This is a genomic window from Nonomuraea sp. NPDC049141, from assembly GCF_040648415.1.
Taxonomy (GTDB): Bacteria; Actinomycetota; Actinomycetes; order Streptosporangiales; family Streptosporangiaceae; genus Nonomuraea.
Genome location: NZ_JBEZDR010000026.1, coordinates 153,301 through 173,196, shown reverse-complemented (window position 1 = coordinate 173,196; position 19,896 = coordinate 153,301). Strand labels below are relative to the sequence as shown.

Sequence of the window (19,896 nt, the reverse complement as noted above, 5' to 3'; positions counted from 1 at the left end):
CCTTGTGTTGTGCACGAACCAGATGTACCGGATGTGCAAAGAACGAGTGAACATACCCAGGTGGGACCGGTTATACCCGTCCCATCTTGGACACTGTGTGGATCATGTCAAACCCGGTCAGGGGTACGCACACCGGGGGTTCGTGAAGCCCAGTTCACGGCCGGTCCCATCGCGGCGCCGGCCGCCACGAACACCCCGCCGACCAGCAGCCATCCCAGTGTCCCCCCGCCGATGACGAGCGTGGTGAGGACGACGGGCCCGAGCATCCTGGCCACCGCCACCCCGGTCCCGAAGAACCCCTGGTACTGCCCCTGCTTGTCAGCCGGAGCCAGTGCGAACCCGATCTCCCAGGCACCCGCCCCCAGCAGCATCTCGCCGTACACCTGGAGCCCGGCCGCGGCCAGCAGGATCAGCCCGGCGAGCCAGGCCGACGAGCCGATGGCCGACATCGCGAACACCGCGCAGGCCGCCAGCATGACCAGGCCCGCGTGCCGCACCGACCGGGACGCGTCGGCGAGGCCCCTTACCCGCCGCGCGAGGCGTACCTGGAACAGGAGCACGCTCACCGTGTTCACCAGGAGCAGAGCCGAGACGAGCCAGGTCGGTGCCGTGGTGCGCTGGACGATCCAGAGGGGGACGATCAGGCTGAGCAGCGGCATGTAGAAGAGCATGACCGCGTTGATCAGCGTGACCACCGCGTACGGCCGGTCCCTGAGCACGGCCAGCCTCGGTCCGGCGACGGCCGGGACGGGGGCGACGGCGGGCAGCCTCAGCAGCAGTACGGCGGCGGCCAGGAAGCTGACCGCGTCCACCGCGAACACCGCCAGATACGCCTCCCGAGTGCCGAAGTGCAGCGCCAGCCCGCCCAGAGCGGCGCCCACCGCGAGGCCGCCGTTGAGCGTGGACTGGAGCACGGCTCGGACCTCGGTGCGCTTGTCCGGTTCGATCAGTCCGGCGAGCAGTGCCTGCCGGGCCGCGGACAGGCCGGTCTGCGCGGTGCCGTACAGGCAGGCGACCAGCGTGAACAGCGCGAACGACCGCACGAACAGGAACGACGCGACCGCGACGGCGGTCATCAGGGCGAGCAGGATGGCCACTCCGCGCGGCCCGCGCCGGTCGGCTAAATGTCCGAGCGGGACGCCCGCGACGGTGCCGACCGCCCAGCCCAGCGTGAGCCCGAAGCCGATCTCCGTCGCCGACAGACCGACGATCCTGGCGAAATAGAGCGCCGAGGTGACCAGGTAGGCACCGTCGCCGATCGAATTCGCCAACTGCGCCTGGGCGAGGAGCCGCCTGTGGAGTGTCATCAGCCCTTGTACGACTCAGGGGTCATGCGGGTGGCCACGCCCATCCGGTTCCAGGCGTTGATCGTGGCGACGGCCACCACGAGTGCGGCGAGTTCCTGGTCGTCGAACTGTTCGGCGGCCTGCTGCCAGATCTCGTCGGTGATGTCGTCGGTCGAGAGCCTGGTGGCGGCCTCGGTGAAGGCCAGGGCGGCCCGCTCCTTGTCGGTGAAGAAGGGAGCCTCCTGCCACACGGCCACGGCGTGCAGCCTGGCGTCGGACTCGCCCGCCTGCTTGGCGTCGCTGCTGTGCATGTCCACGCAGTAGACGCAGCCGTTGATCTGCGAAGCGCGTAGTCGTACCAACTCCAGCAGGGGCGCGGGCAGCGTGCTGTGCTTGACGTACCGCTCCAGGCCGGCCATGGCTTTGTAGGCTTCTCCGGCGAGTTCGCCGAGATTCATACGCTCTGTCATAACCCCAAATCTAGAGCCCACCTTGTCCCGACATAAGCTCCAATTTCCGGTTAAATGATTGGGCCAAGATGGATGTCCATATAAGTCTCCACGGCCGGGGTGACCTGGCCGCACAGGTCTACCGGCAACTGCTGGACGCGATCCTCGACGGCCGCCTCCGATCGGGCGAACGCCTGCCGCCGACCCGCGAGCTGGCCAAGCGGCTGGAGATCTCCCGGAACACGGTCGCGGTCGCGTACGACCGCCTGGTGGCCGACGGCTTCCTCATCGGCCGGGCGGGCGCGGGCACGTTCGTCTCCGCGGAGCGTGTACGCGCCAGGTCGGCACCCCAAGGCGTCGTACGCCCCCGCGCCCTCTGGCGCTCCATGCCCACCCAGCCACCGACCCCCACTCCCGAGTACGACTTCCGCGTGGGCATGCCCGACGCGCGCCTGTTCCCGATGGAGGCATGGCGCAGGCTGGTGGCCCGCGAGCTCCGCACCAGCCTCGCCGGATATGCCGACCCCTCCGGCCATGAAGGCCTAAGAGACGCTATTTCGCGACATATAGGCATCAGCCGCTCCGTACGAGCGAGCGCCGACGACGTCCTGATCACCAACGGCGCCCAGCAGGCGCTCGACCTCATCGGCCGGGTGCTCATCGATCCCGGCGCCTGCGTGGCGGTCGAGGAGCCGGGCTATCCGCCGGCGCGCCTGCTGTTCCGCTCGCAGGGCGCCCGAGTGGCCGGGGTCCCGGTGGACGGCGAGGGCATCGACGTGGCCGCCATCCCGAACGCCGCCCGGATGGTGTACGTCACCCCGTCCCACCAGTTCCCGCTCGGCACCCCGATGTCGCTGGCCCGCCGGGCCGCCCTGCTGGCCTGGGCCGAACGGCGGCGCGCGGTGATCGTCGAGGACGACTACGACAGCGAGTTCCGCTTCGGCGACCGGCCGCTGGAGCCGCTCCAGAGCCTGGACCGGGCGGGCCGGGTCATCTATGTCGGCTCGTTCTCCAAGACGCTGCTGCCCATGTTGCGGCTCGGTTTCCTGGTCGCCCCCGCCTCGCTCATGCCCGCCCTGCGCGCCGCCAGGCAACTGACCGACTGGCACGGCGAGCTGTCCGCGCAGGCCGCGCTGGCCCGCTTCATCGACGAGGGCCTGCTGGCCAGGCACATCAGGAAGGCCACCCGCGAGTACGCCGCCCGGCACGCCCTCATCGTCGACGCCCTCGCCAGCGACGACCGGCTGCGCCTGGTCCCCTCGGTCGCGGGCCTGCACCTCTGCGCCCGTTTCGCCCCAGGGGTGTCCGTACGGCCGTCGCCCCGGCTCGCCGTGGAACGGCTCGACGCCTACTGCGGCGAGACCCCCGCCCAGAACGGCTTGGTCCTGGGCTACGGCGCGATCCAGCAGTCCAAGATCCCAGAGGGCCTGAGCCTGCTGACAAGCTAGAAGTGCTTGCGGCTCCGGCTCCAGAACCGCCGCGTCCGCTCCCCCGGCAGCTGCGGCTCGTCCGGCGGCGTCGGCTGGCGGACGATCACCACGGTCGTCTTGGCGTGCCGCGCGCAGTACATGCTCGTCGAAGGCAGGAGCAACCGGCTCAACACCCCCCGCTTGCCCCGCCCGAGCACCAGCAGATCGCCCTCACGCGCCAGATCGACGAGGTGATAGCCGGGATCGCCGACCCGTCCGACCACCGCCGTGGTGAGGTCGGCGGGCAGCCCACCGGCCACGTCGTCGAACACCCCCGCGATCACCTCGTTGCACCGCGCCTCCTCCCCTGCCCTGATGGCGTGCTGCACGGGCAGCGCCTCGGGGAAGGGGTGCATGGGCGCCCGGCTCACGTGCACGGCGATCAGCGCCATCCGGTGCAGCCGTGCCGCCCCGATGGCCCATGCCAGCGCCCAACGCGAGGCCGGAGATTCGTCCACTCCCACGATCAGCCTCGCTCCGCCGGGCAGGTCCTGATCCACCGCGACCCTCCTCGAAGAAGTACTCGACCATAGTGCGCCTCCCCCCTGGTTACCGGGAGGTGGCACTTTGCGAACTCTGGAGTCGTTCGCGATCCCCGGCGTAGCATGCGTGGGTGGAACGTGGGTGGGTGCAACCCCGTCCCGCCCTCGACCGGCGGCTCGACGGGGCGCTGACGCACAGGCTCACCACTTTGGTGGCCACCACGGGCTACGGCAAGTCGATCGCCCTGACGAGTTGGAGCGAGGATGTCGGGGCGGTGCTCCACCGGCTCGGGCCCGCCGATCGCGACCTGACCACGCTGGCCGGCGCCCTGGTCGCGGCCCTGTCGGAGGCGGTTCCCGACCTGCCGGCCGAGCTCGCGGCCGCCGCCGAGTCCCCGCTCGGGCCCGACGCCGACGAGCTGTCCAGGGCGGCGGCGCTGGCGGGCGCGCTGGCCGAGGCGCTGGCCGGGCGGTTGCGACGGGGGCTCGCGCTGGTCTTCGACGGCATCGAGACGATCATCGGCGCGGCCGGCTCCGTACGCTATGTCGAGACGCTGATCCGGGCGGCCCCTCGCCATCTGCACGTGGTCACGGCCTCGCGGGCGCCGTTGCCGTTCCCCACGGCCCGGCTGCGCCAGGACCACGAGGTGCTCGACCTCGACGCGACCGACCTCGCGCTCACGATCGAGGAGACCACGGCCTGGGCGCGCGACCGGCTGGGCGAGCCGGGGGCCGCGATCGCCGCCACGCTGCATGACGCCTGCGGCGGCTGGCCGGCCGCCGTACGGGCCGCGCTCGACGCGCTGGCCCGCACCGATCCCGCCGCCTGGCCGGGCACCGCCGCGGGCCTGGCCGCCACCTCTGCCACGCTTGAGCGGCTCACGCTGTCCGCGTTCGACGACCTGCCCGCGACCATGCGCGAGCTGCTGCGGGCGGCGACTGTATTGCCGGTGCTCACCGACGACCTCGCCACCGCGCTGGGCGCCCCGCCCGACACGCTGGCCTCGCTGACCAGCCGGGGCCTTTTTCTGGAGGCGAGCCACGACGGGCACCGGCCGGCCGCGATCAGCGGACACGGGCCGGCCATCGCGCACGGACCGGCCCTGACCAGCGGCTACCGGTTAACGGCCACCAGCGCCCACGTACTGGCCGCGCACGCGCCGCTCGACCGGCACGAGGCGCACGACACGGCCGCCGTCGCCGCCCGCTGGTACGTCGAACACGACCAGCCCGAGCTGGCCCTGCGCGCCGCGGTGGCCACCCGGCACACCACGCTCGTCACCTCGCTGCTCGGCACGCACGGCCCGCACCTGGCCGAGCGCGGCGACGACGTGGTGGCGGCGCTCGGCCTGCTGCCGGAGCCGACCAGGCAGGCGCCCGCGATGCTCCGCCTGGCCGGCATCGCGGAGCAGAACCGCGGCGCCTGGAACCGGGCGCGGGACCTGCTCGCCCGCGCGGCGGCGACGTCGGTGTTCGACGCGTTCCTGGCCAGGCGGCTCGGCCTCATCGACCACCTGCGCGGCGACCTCGACTCGGCCATCGCCATCTACACCAAGGGCTTCGAGTACGGCCTGCCGCCCGCCGACGCGGCGATGTGCGCGGCCTCCACCGCGTCGGTGCTCTGGCTGAAGGGGGACCGGGCGGGCTGCGCCGAGCTGGCGGACCGGGCGCTGGAGCTGGCCAGCGCGCTGGGCGATCCGGGTGCCCTGGCCGCGGCCTGCACCGTGCAGGCCATGCTCGCCTCGCTCGACGGCGACCGGCGGGCCAACGACGCCTATTACCTAAGGGCACTGGAGTACGCCGAGCGGGCCGGGGACGTCGTCCAGCTCATCCGCATCCGGGCCAACCGCGCCTCCTGCCATCTCGACGAGGGCGCCTACGCCAGGGCGCTGGCGGAGGTCGAGATCGCGGCCAGGCTGTCGGATCTGGTGTCGTTCGCCCCGTACGCCGCGCTGAACATCGCCAACCGGGCCAAGGCGCTCATCGGCCTCGGCCGGCTGGAGGAGGCGGCGATCGACGCCGCGGACGCGGCGGCCAGGTGGGAGGCGATGGGGTCGCGGTTCGTCGGCTACGGGCTGATCCGGCTGGCCGACGTACAGGTGCTGCGTGGCGACCGCAGGTCGGCGATGGCCATCTATCGGCGGATCATCGCGGACGCCGGCGCGTCCGGCGAGGTCCAGGAGCTGTCCAACGCGCTGAACAAGCTGGCCGTGCTGCTCGCGGACGACGATCCCGACGAGGCGGCTCGCGTGGCCGCGCGGGCGCTGAAGCACGCGGAGGGCATCGCCGGGGTGAACGCCAGGCTGGTCGCGGCCCGCGTCGCGCTGGCCGCCAGGCGCTATGACGAGGCCAGGGCGCTGCTGGCCGAGGCCGAGCCGGTCGCCGTGCGGCGCAGGGACCACGCGGCCCAGGCCGCGATGGTGGAGCTGCGCGCCGCGCTCGACGGCGACTCCCTGCTGGCCGACGAGGCCGTACGCCGGTGGTCGGCGCTCGGCGATCCGGTCGGCCGGGCCAGGGCCGAGCTGATCAGGGCCGCGCTGGGCGACGCGGTGACCGGCAGGGAGGTCGCGTACCGGGTCAGGAGCCGCATGCACGCGATCGGCTGCCGGGCGCTCGATGCCAGGATCGACGCGCTGGTCGGCCGGTTCACGCCGGCGACGGAGGCTCGGGTGCTGGTCGAGACCATGGGAACGTTCCGAGTGCTGCGTGGCGCGGTGCCCGTCGCGCGTACCGCCTGGCAGTCGCGCAAGGCCCGCGACCTGCTGAAGATCCTGGTCAGCCGCCGGGGCGCGGCGATCAGCAGGGAGCGGCTGGTGGAGATCCTCTGGCCGGACCAGGAGGGCGACTCGGTCGGGCTGAAGCGGCTGAACGTGATGGTGTCCACGCTGCGGGGCGTGCTCGATCCGGCTCATGTACGGCCCGCGGACGAGTTCGTCGTCTCCGACGAAGGTGCGCTGCGGCTCGATCTGGCGAACGTGGACGTCGACGTGGAGGGGTTCCTCGGCCTGGTTGGTGCGGCCGTACAGCTGGATCAGGCGGGGCGGCCGGTGGAGGCGCTGGCGCGGTGGGCGGAGGCCGAGGCGTCCTACGGGGGCGACTTCTGTGAGGAGGACCCGTACGCCGACTGGGCCGTGGGGCTGCGCGAGGAGGCCAGGCTGGCGTACGTGCAGGCGGCCGCCAGGCTCGCGACGGCGCGGGCGGCCGAGGGCAGGCACGACGAGGCGGCCCGCTACTGGCTGCGGCTGCTCGAACGCGACCGCTACGACGAGCGCGCCCACCTCGGGCTGGTGCGGGTGCTCGACTCGGCGGGGCGGCGCGGCGACGCGCGGCGGCGCTACGCCCTGTACGCCGAACGGATGCGTGAGCTGGAAGTGGAGCCCGCGCCCTACCCCACCTGAACCTGACCTGAACCGTTCGGCGAGATGGTGCCGAAATGAGGACGGTCATCGTACGGCTGGTCGAGCCGGAGCAGTCCGGCGGCCAGCTTCGCGGGCTGCTCGAAGAAGTCGGGGGCGAACCGGTGCCGTTCAGTGGGAGCGAGGCGGTGGTCGACCTGCTACTCTCCGCCGCCGGTCTGAAGCCAGATCAGCCCTGAACCTCCCGCGAACCTTCCTCACCACCATCAAGGGTGAGAGGAGGCACGATGAGCGAGCAGCTGGGGAGCGCATGGCCGTTCGTCGGGCGAGGGGGTCAGCTGGCGACCGTACGGGAGACTCTGCGGTCGAGAGCTGGCGTGATGATCGCCGGGGACGCGGGGGTAGGCAAGAGCAGGCTGGCGGCGCAGGCGCTGTCGGGTCTGAAGGGGTACGGGGTGGTCCGTGCGCTGGGCACGGAGACGGCGGCGGTGATCCCGTTCGGCGCGTTCGCGCACGCGCTGACCGGACCGCCCGGCAGCGGCGAGAACCTGCTGCGGTGGGCCGCGCGGCACCTGCGGATCAGCGCGGGGCGGGACGAGCTGCTGGTGAGCGTGGACGACGCGCACCGGCTCGATCCGGCGTCGGCGGCGCTGGTGCACCACCTGGCGGAGAGCGGCACCGCCAGGCTGCTGGTCACGGTGCGCAGCGGTGAGCCGCTGCCCGCGCCGGTCGCCGCGCTGTGGAAGGACGAGCTGCTCTGCCGGATCGAGCTGCCGCCCCTGACCGTGGCCGAGGTCGCGGAGGTGCTGGCCGGGGCGCTCGGCGGGGAGGTGGCCGGGCCGACGGTCAGGCACCTGGCCAGGGTCAGCGAGGGGAACGTGCTCTACCTGCGCGAACTCGTACACGCCGGCCGCAGCGCCGGCTGCCTGACCGAGACCGACGGTCAGTGGCGCTGGCAGGGCGAGCTGTCGATGACCACCCGGCTGCGTGAGCTGGTCGACGCCAGGATCGGGCACCTCGACCAGGACGAGCGCGAGGTGCTGGAACTGGTGGCGTTCGGCGAGCCGCTCGGCACCGAGCTGCTGGTCTCGCTCACCTCGCCGAGCGCGACGGAGCGGGTGGAGGACCGCGGGCTGATCGTGGCCGTACGCGACGGGCAGCGGGAGCACCTGCGGCTCGGCCACCCCCTCTACGGCGAGGTGGTACGCGGCGGCTGCGGCACGCTGCGGACGCGGCGGCGGCTGCGGATGCTGGCCGAGGCGCTGGAGGCGAGCGGGCTGCGGCGGCGCGAGGACGTGCTGCGCGCGGCGGTGTGGCGGCTCGACAGCGGCTCTACGGCCGAGCCGGACATGCTGCTCGTCGCCGCCGGCCTGGCCTGGGCCAGGCAGGATCCCCGCCTGGCCGCCCGGTTGGCCAGGGCCGCGATGGAGGCGGGGGCGAGCGTGGCCGCGGTCGCGCTGCTCGGCCAGGCGCTCATGGTGCTGGGTGACGCCGACGCCGCGCTGACGGCGCTCCGGCAGACGGCGCGGGCGGTCGTCACCGAGAGCGAACGCGCGCAACACGCCATCAGCCTGGGCCTCAACCACGCCTGGGCGGGCGCCCTCGCCGAGGCGTGTCAGGTGCTCGGCGAGGCGGCGCGCACCCTCACCGACCCGGCCTGGCGGCAGGAGGCGTACATCTACCTCGGCGTGGCCGAGTTCTGGGCGGGCCGCACCACCAGAGCCGTCGAGTCGCTCGACCGGGCCCGCGCGTGCACGCCGATCACGGTACGCGGCGCGGCGCACGTGGCCGCGCTCGACGCCTGGTCCAGCGCCTACTCGGGCCGGACCGAGCACACCCTCGCGGTCGTCGAGCAGGCCCTGGCCGGGGCGGACGGCTGGGGGGACGAGACGCCGCACGCGCTGCCGACGATGCTCGACGCGCGCTGCGCCGCCGAGACGTTCGCCGGGCAGCTGGACGCGGCGGAACGCACCGCCGACTACGGCATGGAGCTGGCCGTGGCCGAGCTGTCCGTCTCCGGCTTCGGGGCCTTTCGGGCGCTGGCCAGCAGGCTGCGGGGCGATGCGGAAGGCGCCGTACGCTGGAGCCGCGACGACGCCGCCGGGCTGCACGACCGCTCACCATACCGGGGTCGGTGCCTGGCCGAGCAGGCGCACGCTCTGGCGCTGCTGGGCAGGACTGCGGAGGCGCGCGAACTGCTGCCCGAGGCCGAGGAGCTCGCCTCCCGATGGGCGTTCACCCGCCATCCGACGCTGCAGGCCGCGGTGTGGGTGGCGGCGGGCTGCGGTGACCTGGATGGGGCGGTACGCCTGTGCCTGTCGGCGGCCGATGTCGCGGAGAAGCACGAGCAGTTCGGGCACCTGATGTTCGCGCTGCACGATCTGGTGCGGCTCGGTGTTCCCGAGCTGGCCGCCGACCGGCTGTCAGTGCTGGCCGAACGGGTGGACGGGTCCCTCGTCGAGCTCCTGGCCAGGCACGCGCGGGCCACCCGCGACCCCGAGGAGCTGCGGGCGGTGGCGGCCGAGTTCGAGCGGCTCGGGATGATCCTTTACGCCGCCGAGGCCACCGCCCAGGAGTCCGCCGCCTACCGCGCTCTGGGCCGGGGCGCCCTGGCCAAGGGGGCGCAGACCAGGGCGTGGGCGCTGGCCAGGCGTTGCCCGGGGGTCTCGACGCCCGCGCTGGTCGAGCTGGCCACGCCCGAGCTGACGCCACGGCAGCGGGAGATCGTCCAGCTCGCGGCGGCCGGCCTGACCAACCGGCAGATCGCCGCCCGGCTCACGGTCTCCACCCGGACGGCCGCGAACCACCTGCAGGCCGTGTACGAGAAGCTCGGCGTCAACGACCGGGCGGAGGTGGGGCGGTTGCTGACGTCCCCTTAGACCGGTGCCCGATCCTTCTGGACCGGAGCCCAGTCGCTCTAGACCAGCGCCAGCAGGCCGTCGTGGAAGAGCGCGCGCTCGTGGTCGGTGATCGCGCCGTACGGCGCGGCGGCCCGCTGGTTGGTCTCCCGCTCGATCCGGTCGCGCAGAGGCCCCGGACCGAGCGCGACGATCTCGGCGGCGGTGAGACCGGCGGCCCGCCAGGCGGCAGCGTGCGCGTCGGCGCGGTGGTAGCGCAGCGCGGCGAGCCGGTTGAACAGCAGCACGCCCGCGGGCGTGCCCACCGGCTCGTACGGCGGCGCCATCGCGGCAAAAGCGCCACCGGGCTCACCATAAGCGTCGCCACTGGGCTCACCATTGGCGTCGCCACCAGGCTCGCGACCGTAAGCGGCACCGGCCGCGTCCACCACCCGTCCAGCCAGGTCGGCGAGCGTCTGGAGATCATGACCCGCCCAGATCCGCGCGGTGGTGGCGGCGTGCACGGCGTAGAGCCCGTCGATGAACGCCAGCGCCTCGGCCGTCGGCCGCAGCGCGCCGTCTCCGTCCTCCTCCAGCATGCCCCGCTCCAGGTGGTCCCGGATCTCGGCATCGAGCGAGGCCGCGTCACCGTACCGATAAATGCCGGCGAGCGAGCGCCGGGTCAGCGCGCGGACAGGGAGCGTGAAGCGCAGGTCGGTCAGGAAGCCGAGCGGCAGCCCCGCCACCTCCTTGCGGGCCGAGGCGTGCACGTTCACGTGGACCGCGTCGATGACGGGACCGATGGTCGCCGCATACTCCGACAGATCATGAAATTTCGGCATTGGGCGTCATTATGCCGGTGAGAACGCGGCAGTGTTCATCAACTCATTCGGGCGACATGACCTCGTAGAGGTTGCGGACCGCGTCGGTGAAGAACAGTCCGCGCGGGCAGAGCGGGTGGTCGATCCGCCCGTTGTCGGGGGTCGCGGGATGGTTCCCGTACGACACACCGCGCTCCTGGATGCGGGCCAGGATCGCGTCGAACGTGGCGGGATCGACGTCGAAGGCCAGGTGATGCCCCTCGGGATTCTCGACGGCCATGTAGTCCAACGTGAGGGTCTCGCCGACCCGCACAGGGGCGAAGTGACCCCGGGCCCCCGAAGGCGGCAGGCGCTCCAGCCCCATGATCTCGGCGAAGAAGTCGGCCTCCCTGTTGTTGTCGGCCGCGGGAACGATCGTGTGGTTGAGGGAAACAGTCACGCCGACTCCTCCTTGATGGCTCCGTGCAGGAACACCTCGACAAGCTGACTCGTGGACAGGACGGCCGGCCGGACGAACAGCAGGCCCAGGAAGACCTTGCCGACCGTCTCGGCGGGCAGCCGCAGCGATGCCTCATCCGGTTCGAGCAGGTCGGCGATCGCGTCGCCGATCAGCTGCATGGACGCCTCGCGGCTGCCCGGCTGCGGCTGCGGACGGGCGCCCTGCTCGCCGCGCCGGTGACCGGTGGAGTGCAGGACGCCGGCCACGGTGCCCATGCGCGCCAGATGGGCGGAGAGCGCGTCGGCCGCGTCGGCGAGCCGCTCGGCCAGCGGCTGGTCGAGCGGGATGGAGGCGATCTCCGTGACGGCGTGGTCGGGCCGCATCGCCTCGACCATGCAGGCGTCGAGCAGCTCGTCCTTGTCGGCGAACACCCGGAAGATGGTGGCCTCCCCGATGCCCGCCGCCCTGGCGATCTGGCTGGTGGTGACCGCGGTGCCGTACTCGGCCACCAGGGGGAGGGCAGCGGCGACGATCATCGCGCGGCGCTCCTCGGGGCTCATTCCCGGCGCCCTGCGCCGGACGGGTTTCTCACTCATACGAACCACAGTACGGAGTGAGTGCTCACTCCGTCAACAGCGGAGTGAGTATTCACTCCGATGCTTGATCGCGGGGCGGCCGATGGCCGTGGCATGATGTCCGCACTGTGACCCCCGGCCTGTCCTTCCGCCTCGTCCGCACCGCGGTGTTCGCCGTGGTGTGCCTCGGGCTGGGTGTGGCGGCGCACGCCCTCGGCGGTGGCACGGTCGGAGCCCCAGCCACGGGTGCCGCGCTGGGCCTGTCGTTGGCGGCGGCGTTCCCGCTGTCGGGGCGTGAGCGGACGGTGGGCACGATCCTGCCGCTGCTCGGCGGCCTCCAGGTGGTCCTGCACCTGGTGTTCTCGCTGGCCCACGCCGCCTCGCCGGTCGCGGCGACGGGCCACCTGCACTCGGGTCTGGTGCCGGGCCTCGGCATGCTGGTCGCGCACGGCTGGGCCGTCGGGCTGACCGCCCTGTGGCTGGCGCGCGGCGAGGCCGTGCTCTGGGGTCTGCTGCGCCGCCTGGCCGTGCGGCTGCTGATCATGCTGCCGTCCGTGGCCCGGGTCCCGTTCGCCGCTCCGTGTACGACGGAGCCGCCGGTCTTCCGCTCGGCCGTGCTGCGGCACGTGGTCTCCGGGCGGGGTCCGCCGATGGTCGTCGAAACCAGCTGACCCCCCGTTTTCGACGACCACGCCCGGCGGGGCGCGCTTTCGCGTGCCGTACCGGGTGGAGAAAGGCCTTTCCCATGTTCTCTCGCCATGCCCTGCTGCTCACAGCCGCCGCCGTCGTCGCGCTCGCGGGCTGCGGCTCCCAGCAGGTGGCCGCCGCCCCGGCCACCCGGTCCCCCGCCGTCGCGGCCAAGCAGTCCCCTGCGCTGACCATCACCGATCCCTGGGTGAAGACCGCCAAGAAGGGGATGAGCGCCGCCTTCGGCACGCTGGTCAACAACACCGATGCCGAGGTGACGGTCGTCTCCGGCGCCTCGCCGCTGTCTCCGAAGATCGAGCTGCACGAGGTCGTGCAGTCCGGCGGCAAGATGATCATGCGGCCCAAGGAGGGCGGCTTCGTCATCCCCGCGCACGGCACGCACGAGCTGCGGCCCGGTGGCGACCACATCATGCTGATGGGCGTCGCCCAGGAAGTGCTGCCGGGTGCCAAGATCCCGTTCACGCTCACCGTCAAGGGCGGCGAGCCGCTGGAGTTCACCGCGATCGGCAAGGACTTCGCCGGCGGCAAGGAGGACTACCAGCCCGGTATGGGGCACAAGTGATCAGCCGCCGGGGTCTCATCGCCGGAGGCGCTCTGACGGCTGTCGGCGCCCTGACCGCGAGCCCCGCGCACGCCACCACCGTCGAGCCCTTCCACGGGATCCACCAGGCGGGGATCGCGACGCCGCCGCAGGCGTACGCCGTCTTCGTAGGCCTCGACCTGTTGCCGGACACCGGTAAGGAAGCCATCGTCCGGCTCCTCCAGTTGCTGACCGACGACGCGCGCCGCCTCACCCAGGGGCGGCCCGCGCTCGCCGACACCGAGCCGGAGCTGGCGGTGACGGCCGCCCGGCTGACGATCACGTTCGGCTTCGGCCCGGGGCTGTTCGCGGCGGCGAAGGTGGAGTCGCCGGTGGCTCCGCTGCCGACGTTCACGGTCGACAAGCTGGAGAAGCGGTGGAGCGGCGGCGACCTGCTGGTGCAGATCTGCGCGGATGACAGCGTCACCGTCGCCCACGCGCTCCGGGTGATCGTCAAGGACACCCGCTCGTTCACCAAGGTCCGCTGGGTACAGCGCGGCTTCCAGAGCGCCACCCGGCGCAATCTGATGGGCCAGGTCGACGGCACGATTCAGCCCGCCGACCTGGACCGGGCCGTATGGATCGGCCAGGGACCCGCGCGCGGCGGCACCACCCTGGTGCTGCGCCGCATCCGCATGAAGCTGGAGACATGGGACGCCGCCGACCGGGTGGCCAGAGAGTTCACGATCGGCCGCCGTCTCGACACGGGCGCCCCGCTGACCGGCCGGGCCGAACGCGACGAGCCGGACTACAGCCAGGTGAACCGGCTCGGCTTCCCGATCATCTCCGAGTACGCCCACATCAGGCGGGCCCACGTCACGGATCCGGGGCTGCGTATCCTGCGCCGTCCCTACAACTACGACGAGGGTCTCACTCCGGACGGCAAGTCGGACTCAGGGCTGCTGTTCGCCTCCTACCAGGCGGACATCGACCGCCAGTTCGTGCCCATCCAGCGGAAGCTGGCCAAGGGCGACCTGCTGAACGAGTGGGTCACGCCGATCGGCTCGGCCGTCTTCGCCATCCCGCGGGGCTGTACACCCGAGGGCTGGATCGGGGACGGACTGCTCAGCTGAACTCCCGGCCGGGCAGGCACGACGGCGGGCGTCCGGAGGCGGGCCAGACGTAGGCCAGGTCGTCGGGCTCGTCACCGAACAGCGGCCGGTAGAAGCCGGGCGCCTTGCGCAGCAGGGCGGAGCGGTGGCTGAGGTGGAAGCCGGCGTCACCCAGCCACGGCGGCAGCTCGCCGTCCGCTTCCAGGCGTGCCTGGCGGCGGACGGCGGTGCCGCCGCAGTGTTCGGCGAACTCCCTCGCCAGGGTGCCGGCACAGGTGTCGGCGCGGCCGATGGCACACCACCGGCCGCACACGTCGAGCCCGTAGCGCACCAGGGCCTCCTCGTAGCCCGCCCACATGCGCACGGCCGGGTGGTGCCGCCAGCCGTAGCCGGGGATCGTGAGGGCGCGCAGGATCTGCAGGGTCTCGACCCGCTGCTTACCCAGCCGCAGCGGGTCGAGGACCGCCGCGGTGCACGCGAAGTCCGGATAAGGCAGGAACGTCTGCACAGCGCCTCATGACCACCGGCTACCCAGGGCGGCTCGCGATCAACCTAGAGTGGAGCCGTGTTTCCTGACCTGATCAAGCAGCTCACCGAGTCGGACCTGCCACGCCACCACTGGCGCGGCGACGACGAGCGTGGTGGCATCTGGCTGTTCGAGACCGTCGAGGGCGACGGCGAGCACTGGGCGGTCCGGCAGGTCGAGATCGGTCCGGACCGCACAGCCCACCGCTACTGGTGGCGCCATCCGAACGACGAGCACGGCTTCCTCACCGAGCAGGCGGTGGAGATCTGGGACCTGACCGAGATCACCGGAGCCGCCTTCGAGGCCGTGTGGGAGGCCGCAGGGTGAGCTCATGCGGACGACGTGACCTCGTAGACCCAGCAGTGCCCAGCTCGGAATCTCAAGGCGGCGAACCGGCCTAGTTCGGAGGTCAGAGCCGGATATCTGTCGTCGACGAACAGCCAGCGGACCCCGTACGTGTCTCGCAGCCCACCGACCGTCTCCGTGCTGGGGTGGAGGAAGGCGGCGTCGTTGTCCGCCAGCCGTTTCGGGTCCAGAAACTCGATGGTGCCCATGGTGGGGCTGCCTATCAGGGCCGCCCGGCTGTTCGCGCCATTGATGTATCCCCAGCCCTCGACGAGGATCCTGCGTTCCGCGTACGCGGAGATCCAGAAGTGCCGGTTGTCGCACCCGCCCGCCGGCCTGCGGCAGTGCGCGTTGACCGCGACGAGATCGTCAGGAGAGGAGTGATCTCTCAGCCAGCGCGCCGCGGTCACCCCGCCCTCCGCGACATGCAGCAGTTCGGGATCTCTCACCGGCGCCGCCTCCGCGATGCTCCACAGGGGAGCCAACCGCGGCGCGTATCCCGAGTACAGGCAGCAGCCCAGCGCGAAGACCGGCACCGCGCACCAGGTCCGGCCACGCCGTCCGGTCAGGACAAGCACCAGCGCGACGACAGCCGCCACCCCCGCCAGCAGCGCGTACGGGATCACCCGCTCGATCACGACGTTCCCGCCATGCGGCCGCGCGACGGCGACCCACGACTCGATGGCCCAGATCGCGACGGCCCCTGCCGTCAATGCGGGCAGAGCCACCGGCCATGGCCGCCTCTCGGGCAGCGTGGCGGCGAGACCCGTGGTGGCGAGGATCGTCAGGTACGGCGCGGCCGACCCGAGAAAGTACCCCTGGCTGAGCCCCGGATGCCCGAACACGCACACGGCGCCGACCCCCGCCATGCCGATGCCCGCCAGCAACACCACGGCTGGATCTGTCCGCCATCGCCGCCGGCGCAGCAACCCCACGGCACCGCCCCATACCGCCACCCAGCTCACCAGGTAGATCGCCACCACGATCAGCAGCTCATCCCGCCTCTGGAGAAGTAGCCCGGCATCCCGGCCGAGCCTGTCCTCATGCCACCGCATGAGGTGAAAGGGCGCGAAGCGCAGCCCTTTGGTTTCCCCCTGGAACACCACAATCTGGGCGAAGGCCACGCACGCCAGGCAGAGACCCGTCAGCACCGCCGCGGCCCTGTGCACCTTGCGATGGACGATCAGGTGGACGGCGAGGACGAGCGCCACTCCCGCCAGGGCCAGCGGAAGGAATGTCGCCTTCCCCCCGACTTCCGCGAGCATCAGCACGAGCACCAGCAGCCATCGCCCGTTCAGCCCGCCGGGGCGACGCACGAGGTCGACCAGCAGGAGCGCCAGAGGGACGAACAGGAGTGCGCCGAAAGTCTGCGTGGGACTCACCCATGGCAAGCCCGCGCCGCCAACGCTCGGCACCATCACGCCCGTCCAGGCGTAAGGGTCGGGCGCGGTCGCGAAGAACGTGATCACCGCTGCCGCGATGCCCGTCCACCACCGGCCGCTCAGCCGGTGGGCCAGCACGACGATGAGAACGGTGAAGACCGCGCCCATCGGCAGGGGCGACAGCCGGAACAGCAGCGTTTGGAGCTCCAGGCCGGTCGCCCAGCTGGTGGCCGCCAGGTCGGCGTAGGCGAACCAGTGGTCGTGAAGCGCCTCGCCGACCACGTTCGCGAACATCGCCGGGATGTGATGCTTGACGTCGCCTGCCATGGCCAGGTGGTAGGGGAGGTCGATATACGGAGCACCGTTGCCCGGCCAGCTCAGCCCATGGGTCCGGAAGAACGTGGCGGCGCCGTACAGGATCGCGAACCCGACCAGGCCCGCCATCGCCCACGACCATCCCACCGGCACCTTGTCCGAATTGCCGCGAGCCGGCCAGTGCCGTCGCAACGAAGGCATCGCGGCGAACAGCAGGTAGGTCATCCCGACCCAGGCGAGGAACACCTGCGGCACGTCCAGCCAGCGCGCGGGGATGTAGGTCAGCACTTCCAGCGCGTAGCCCAGGGCCGTCCCCGCCGCCACGTCGGCGACCGGCGACCGCGGCGTGCCGGACAGGGCCCGCCACCACAGCATCCCGGGCAGCGTCACGCCGAGGAGGATGTAGGCGCTGAACACCCCGATCTCGGGCAGAGGCACCGCATAGGCGTTGAGGGTCACGACCGCCAGAAGGACGACGAACGCGACCGGTAGCCGGCCGGATCGGAGCAGCCGCCATCGGCGAGCGGGCACAGAAGGGACGACGGCCGGAGACCGGACCTCAAGCATGTGTCTCCTAGACGGAAGGTTGGTCACAGCCGCGTCGACCTTGTCAGATCCGCAAGGTGGGAGCAGGGCCCGTACGCATCGTTTGCCAAAGCAGCGCCATATCCGGACCATCTGGGAGGCTGCCCTGTGACCGCGTCCCGATGCTGATGGACCGGGCGCACGACCTCGCTCACAATCGGGCTATGGCTGATGGTTATGTGGGTGCCAGGACGCCCCGCCGCGAGGATGCGCGGCTGCTGACCGGGCGCGCCCGGTATATCGCGAATGTCCGGCTGCCCGGGATGGTGTACGCGATCGTCGTCCGCAGCCCCATCGCCCACGGACGGCTGGTGAGCTGCGGCGCCAAGGAGGCGTGGACGGTCGACGGGGTGCTCGACGTCATCACGCCGGGCGACGCGGCCGCGATCCGGCTGCCCTGCGTGACCATGAGCCCCGGCCAGCCCATCACCTCCTATCCGGCGCTCGACGAGGCGATCCGCTACGTGGGCCAGCCGCTCGCCGTGGTGGTCGCGCGGACGCCCGAGGCCGCCAGGGACGCGGCCGACCTGATCGACCTCGACTACGAGCCGCTACCCCCGGTGATCGGGATCGAGCGGGCGCTGGCCGGCGACGCCCCGCTGCTCTACCCCGACTGGGGCGGCAACGTGCTGACCGACTTCACCCTCGGCGACCAGGACTGCGAGGCGGCCATCGCGGGGGCCGCGCACGTGGTCGAGATGACGTGCGCGTTCGGCCGGGCCACACCATACCCGCTGGAGCCGCGCGGGATCGTCGCCGACTACGCCGACGGCGAGCTGACCGTGCGTACCTCGACGCAGGCTCCGCACCATGTACGTGAGCAGGCCGCGGACGCGCTCGGGCTCACGCACGACCGGGTACGCGTCGTGACCGGCGACGCGGGCGGCGGTTTCGGGGGGAAGGAGCACCTGTATCCGGACGAGGCGCTCATCTGCCTCGCCGCCATGCGCCTGGGCCGCCCGGTGAGCTGGACGGAGTCGCCCACCGACCGCCTCGCCTCGACCCTGCCGTCGCGGGCCGCCGTGCACCGCGCCCGCCTGGCGTTCGACGCGGACGGGCGCTTCGTCGCGCTGCACGCCGACGTCGTCGGCGACCTCGGCGGCCACCCGTCGAACGTCGGCATCTCACCGTTCGCGGTGACCGCCACGATGCTGCCCGGCCCCTACCGCTTCGACCGGGCCGGGGTACGGCTGCGCGCCGTCGTCACGACGACCACCCCGACCGGCTCCTACCGCGGCTTCGGCCAGCCCGAGGCCACCTGGACCAGGGAGCGGCTGATCGACGAGGCGGCCAGACGGCTCGGCGCCGACCCGGTGGAGCTGCGGCTGCGCAACATGCTCGGACCCGGCGAACTCCCCTGTACGTCGCGACTCGGGCAGTCGTACGACTCCGGCGACTACCCCCTCGCCCTGCGTACCCTGCGCGACCTGGTCGCTCCCCCGGCCCGCGACGACGGGCGCAGGCGCGGCGTGGGCTACTCCTGCCACGTGGAGGCCACCGGGCTCGGCTCGTCGATGGGCATGAAGGCCATGGGGATGCTGGCCGGAGGCTTCGAGACCGCGATCGTGCGGATGGAACAGGACGCCTCGGTCATCGTCTCGGCGGGCGTGTCGGGGGTCGGGCAGGGCATCGAGACGGCACTGTCCCAGATCGCGGCGGACCGGGTGGGGGTGCCGATCGACCGAGTACGCGTGGTGCTGGGCGACACCTCGGCCACCCCGTACTCCTCGATCGGGTCGATCGCCAGCCGCTCGCTCACGGTGGGCGGCGGCGCGCTGGCCCTGGCCGGGGACCGGCTGCGGGAGAAGATCGTGGCCCTGGCCGCCCACCGGCTCGAAGCGGCGCCGGCCGACCTGGAGATCGTGGACTCCGCCGTACGCGTCAAGGGGGATCCTCAGGTGTCGCTGACGCTGCGGGAGATCGCCACATCGGCGTGGCGCGGATGGGACCTGCCCGAGGGGGCAACCCCCGGGCTGGAGGAGCGGGTCTCCTACGATCCGGCCGACATGACGTACGCCTATGGGGCGCACGCGGCGGCGGTCGCGGTCGACCCGGAGACCGGAGCGGTCGAGGTGGAGGGCTACTGGGCCGTCAACGACTCGGGGGTGCTGGTCAACCCGGCGATCGTGGAGGGCCAGGTCCGGGGCGGGATCGCGCAGGGCATCGGCATGGCGCTGACGGAGGAGATCGTCTACACCGAGGAGGGACAGCCGGTCTCCGAGTACCTGCTGCCGACCACGCGTGAGGTCCCCGACATCCGGGTCGCGATGCTGGAGGTGCCCTCGCCGCGTACACCGGGCGGCATGAAAGGCGCCGGGGAGTCGGGGACGATCGGCCCGCCGGCGGCCATCGGCAACGCCATCGCCGCCGCCCTGCCGGAGATCGCCGGCCGCGTCACCCAGACGCCGTTGACCCCGGCGGTCCTATGGGCTCTACTCTGTCAGGCTTCTCGGCCGTGAACTGAAGGACCGAGCTTGCAGCTCTTCGCCGTACATGGGGGGTACGGGTCAGGCCGCGTCGTCGGCAGCGTGACTCACTGCCCAGCTCGCAACGCCGCGGGTGGCGATGTTGCGAGCTGCGTTGACATCGGCGTGCTCAGCGAAGCCGCACGACTCGAACATGAATTTCAGCAGCGATTTCTCCCGGGCATAAACAGTAAATGCCCGGGGTTCCTCGATAGAGTGCACCG

18 protein-coding genes are annotated in these 19,896 nt (G+C 72.0%); 9 read left to right on the top strand and 9 right to left on the bottom strand.

The window, feature by feature from the left end; genetic code table 11:
* Window positions 1–107 precede the first annotated feature (107 nt).
* Window positions 108–1,307: an MFS transporter gene (locus AB0B91_RS52265; RefSeq protein WP_358338250.1), complete on the bottom strand. Its 1,200-nt coding sequence runs from the start codon at window positions 1,305–1,307 to the stop codon at window positions 108–110.
* Complete coding sequence (locus tag AB0B91_RS52260; RefSeq protein ID WP_358338248.1) at window positions 1,307–1,756, bottom strand: carboxymuconolactone decarboxylase family protein; 450 nt, start codon at window positions 1,754–1,756, stop codon at window positions 1,307–1,309. Before AB0B91_RS52260 ends, AB0B91_RS52265 begins: the two co-directional genes overlap by 1 nt.
* A 68-nt stretch (window positions 1,757–1,824) precedes the next feature.
* Here AB0B91_RS52260 and AB0B91_RS52255 point away from each other — a divergent pair, with 68 nt between their 5' ends.
* Entirely contained in the window at window positions 1,825–3,183 is a 1,359-nt protein-coding gene (locus AB0B91_RS52255; protein ID WP_358338245.1) for a PLP-dependent aminotransferase family protein, read from the top strand.
* On the opposite strand, the gene AB0B91_RS52250 is transcribed toward AB0B91_RS52255, so the two are convergent.
* Window positions 3,180–3,704 carry a universal stress protein gene (locus AB0B91_RS52250; protein ID WP_358338242.1) on the bottom strand — a complete coding sequence of 175 codons (525 nt, stop codon included), beginning with the start codon at window positions 3,702–3,704 and terminating at the stop codon, window positions 3,180–3,182. The genes AB0B91_RS52255 and AB0B91_RS52250 overlap by 4 nt on opposite strands.
* 113 nt (window positions 3,705–3,817) lie before the next feature.
* On the opposite strand from AB0B91_RS52250, the gene AB0B91_RS52245 reads away from it, so the two are divergent.
* The 3 genes from AB0B91_RS52245 to AB0B91_RS52235 are packed head-to-tail and all read left to right on the top strand — an operon-like array spanning window position 3,818 to window position 9,921.
* The gene (locus AB0B91_RS52245) at window positions 3,818–7,084 is read left to right on the top strand and encodes a BTAD domain-containing putative transcriptional regulator (protein WP_358338239.1); all 3,267 of its coding nucleotides are present in this window, start codon (window positions 3,818–3,820) and stop codon (window positions 7,082–7,084) included.
* Between the two features lie 35 nt (window positions 7,085–7,119).
* Window positions 7,120–7,281, top strand: a complete 162-nt coding sequence (locus tag AB0B91_RS52240; protein WP_214635288.1) for a hypothetical protein — start codon at window positions 7,120–7,122, stop codon at window positions 7,279–7,281.
* Window positions 7,282–7,329: 48 nt separating this feature from the next.
* The gene (locus tag AB0B91_RS52235) at window positions 7,330–9,921 is read left to right on the top strand and encodes a LuxR C-terminal-related transcriptional regulator (protein ID WP_358338236.1); all 2,592 of its coding nucleotides are present in this window, start codon (window positions 7,330–7,332) and stop codon (window positions 9,919–9,921) included.
* Window positions 9,922–9,959: 38 nt separating this feature from the next.
* Here AB0B91_RS52235 and AB0B91_RS52230 read toward each other — a convergent pair whose 3' ends face one another.
* From AB0B91_RS52230 to AB0B91_RS52220, 3 genes are read right to left on the bottom strand one after another with little or no spacing between them, the layout of a single operon-like run.
* The gene (locus AB0B91_RS52230) at window positions 9,960–10,721 is read right to left on the bottom strand and encodes a hypothetical protein (protein ID WP_358338233.1); all 762 of its coding nucleotides are present in this window, start codon (window positions 10,719–10,721) and stop codon (window positions 9,960–9,962) included.
* 43 nt (window positions 10,722–10,764) lie between these two features.
* On the bottom strand, window positions 10,765–11,139 hold the full coding sequence (locus AB0B91_RS52225) for a VOC family protein (RefSeq protein WP_358338230.1): 375 nt from the start codon (window positions 11,137–11,139) through the stop codon (window positions 10,765–10,767).
* Window positions 11,136–11,735, bottom strand: a complete 600-nt coding sequence (locus tag AB0B91_RS52220; protein ID WP_358338227.1) for a TetR/AcrR family transcriptional regulator — start codon at window positions 11,733–11,735, stop codon at window positions 11,136–11,138. Before AB0B91_RS52220 ends, AB0B91_RS52225 begins: the two co-directional genes overlap by 4 nt.
* A 107-nt stretch (window positions 11,736–11,842) precedes the next feature.
* Between AB0B91_RS52220 and AB0B91_RS52215 the strand changes: the two genes are divergently transcribed.
* The 3 genes from AB0B91_RS52215 (at window position 11,843) to AB0B91_RS52205 (ending at window position 14,075) form a co-directional block, all read left to right on the top strand.
* A complete protein-coding gene (locus AB0B91_RS52215) occupies window positions 11,843–12,385 on the top strand; it encodes an MFS transporter (protein WP_358338224.1) in 543 nt (180 codons plus the stop codon).
* A 74-nt stretch (window positions 12,386–12,459) separates the two neighbouring features.
* The gene (locus AB0B91_RS52210) at window positions 12,460–12,984 is read left to right on the top strand and encodes a copper chaperone PCu(A)C (protein ID WP_358338221.1); all 525 of its coding nucleotides are present in this window, start codon (window positions 12,460–12,462) and stop codon (window positions 12,982–12,984) included.
* Complete coding sequence (locus tag AB0B91_RS52205) at window positions 12,981–14,075, top strand: Dyp-type peroxidase (protein WP_358338218.1); 1,095 nt, start codon at window positions 12,981–12,983, stop codon at window positions 14,073–14,075. Before AB0B91_RS52210 ends, AB0B91_RS52205 begins: the two co-directional genes overlap by 4 nt.
* Here the strand turns inward: AB0B91_RS52205 and AB0B91_RS52200 are convergent.
* Complete coding sequence (locus tag AB0B91_RS52200; protein WP_358338215.1) at window positions 14,068–14,562, bottom strand: MSMEG_6728 family protein; 495 nt, start codon at window positions 14,560–14,562, stop codon at window positions 14,068–14,070. The two genes, AB0B91_RS52205 and AB0B91_RS52200, sit on opposite strands and share 8 nt — an antisense overlap.
* Window positions 14,563–14,619: 57 nt before the next feature.
* Here AB0B91_RS52200 and AB0B91_RS52195 point away from each other — a divergent pair, with 57 nt between their 5' ends.
* The gene (locus tag AB0B91_RS52195) at window positions 14,620–14,907 is read left to right on the top strand and encodes a hypothetical protein (RefSeq protein WP_358338212.1); all 288 of its coding nucleotides are present in this window, start codon (window positions 14,620–14,622) and stop codon (window positions 14,905–14,907) included.
* A gap of 2 nt (window positions 14,908–14,909) precedes the next feature.
* On the opposite strand, the gene AB0B91_RS52190 is transcribed toward AB0B91_RS52195, so the two are convergent.
* Window positions 14,910–17,189, bottom strand: coding sequence for a hypothetical protein (locus AB0B91_RS52190; protein WP_358338210.1), 2,280 nt, complete (start codon window positions 17,187–17,189; stop codon window positions 14,910–14,912).
* A 182-nt stretch (window positions 17,190–17,371) separates the two neighbouring features.
* On the opposite strand from AB0B91_RS52190, the gene AB0B91_RS52185 reads away from it, so the two are divergent.
* Window positions 17,372–19,666 (top strand): xanthine dehydrogenase family protein molybdopterin-binding subunit, encoded by a 2,295-nt coding sequence (locus AB0B91_RS52185; RefSeq protein ID WP_358338207.1) that lies wholly within the window; start codon window positions 17,372–17,374, stop codon window positions 19,664–19,666.
* A 48-nt stretch (window positions 19,667–19,714) separates the two neighbouring features.
* On the opposite strand, the gene AB0B91_RS52180 is transcribed toward AB0B91_RS52185, so the two are convergent.
* Window positions 19,715–19,894: a hypothetical protein gene (locus AB0B91_RS52180; protein WP_358338204.1), complete on the bottom strand. Its 180-nt coding sequence runs from the start codon at window positions 19,892–19,894 to the stop codon at window positions 19,715–19,717.
* Window positions 19,895–19,896 lie beyond the last annotated feature (2 nt).

Coding starts and splice junctions, on each gene's coding strand:
- AB0B91_RS52265 (WP_358338250.1), bottom strand. CDS start 1,307: ATGACACTCCACAGGCGGCTCCTCGCCCAGGCGCAGTTGGCGAATTCG.
- AB0B91_RS52260 (WP_358338248.1), bottom strand. CDS start 1,756: ATGACAGAGCGTATGAATCTCGGCGAACTCGCCGGAGAAGCCTACAAA.
- AB0B91_RS52255 (WP_358338245.1), top strand. CDS start 1,825: ATGGATGTCCATATAAGTCTCCACGGCCGGGGTGACCTGGCCGCACAG.
- AB0B91_RS52240 (WP_214635288.1), top strand. CDS start 7,120: ATGAGGACGGTCATCGTACGGCTGGTCGAGCCGGAGCAGTCCGGCGGC.
- AB0B91_RS52235 (WP_358338236.1), top strand. CDS start 7,330: ATGAGCGAGCAGCTGGGGAGCGCATGGCCGTTCGTCGGGCGAGGGGGT.
- AB0B91_RS52230 (WP_358338233.1), bottom strand. CDS start 10,721: ATGCCGAAATTTCATGATCTGTCGGAGTATGCGGCGACCATCGGTCCC.
- AB0B91_RS52220 (WP_358338227.1), bottom strand. CDS start 11,735: ATGAGTGAGAAACCCGTCCGGCGCAGGGCGCCGGGAATGAGCCCCGAG.
- AB0B91_RS52210 (WP_358338221.1), top strand. CDS start 12,460: ATGTTCTCTCGCCATGCCCTGCTGCTCACAGCCGCCGCCGTCGTCGCG.
- AB0B91_RS52190 (WP_358338210.1), bottom strand. CDS start 17,189: ATGCTTGAGGTCCGGTCTCCGGCCGTCGTCCCTTCTGTGCCCGCTCGC.
- AB0B91_RS52185 (WP_358338207.1), top strand. CDS start 17,372: ATGGCTGATGGTTATGTGGGTGCCAGGACGCCCCGCCGCGAGGATGCG.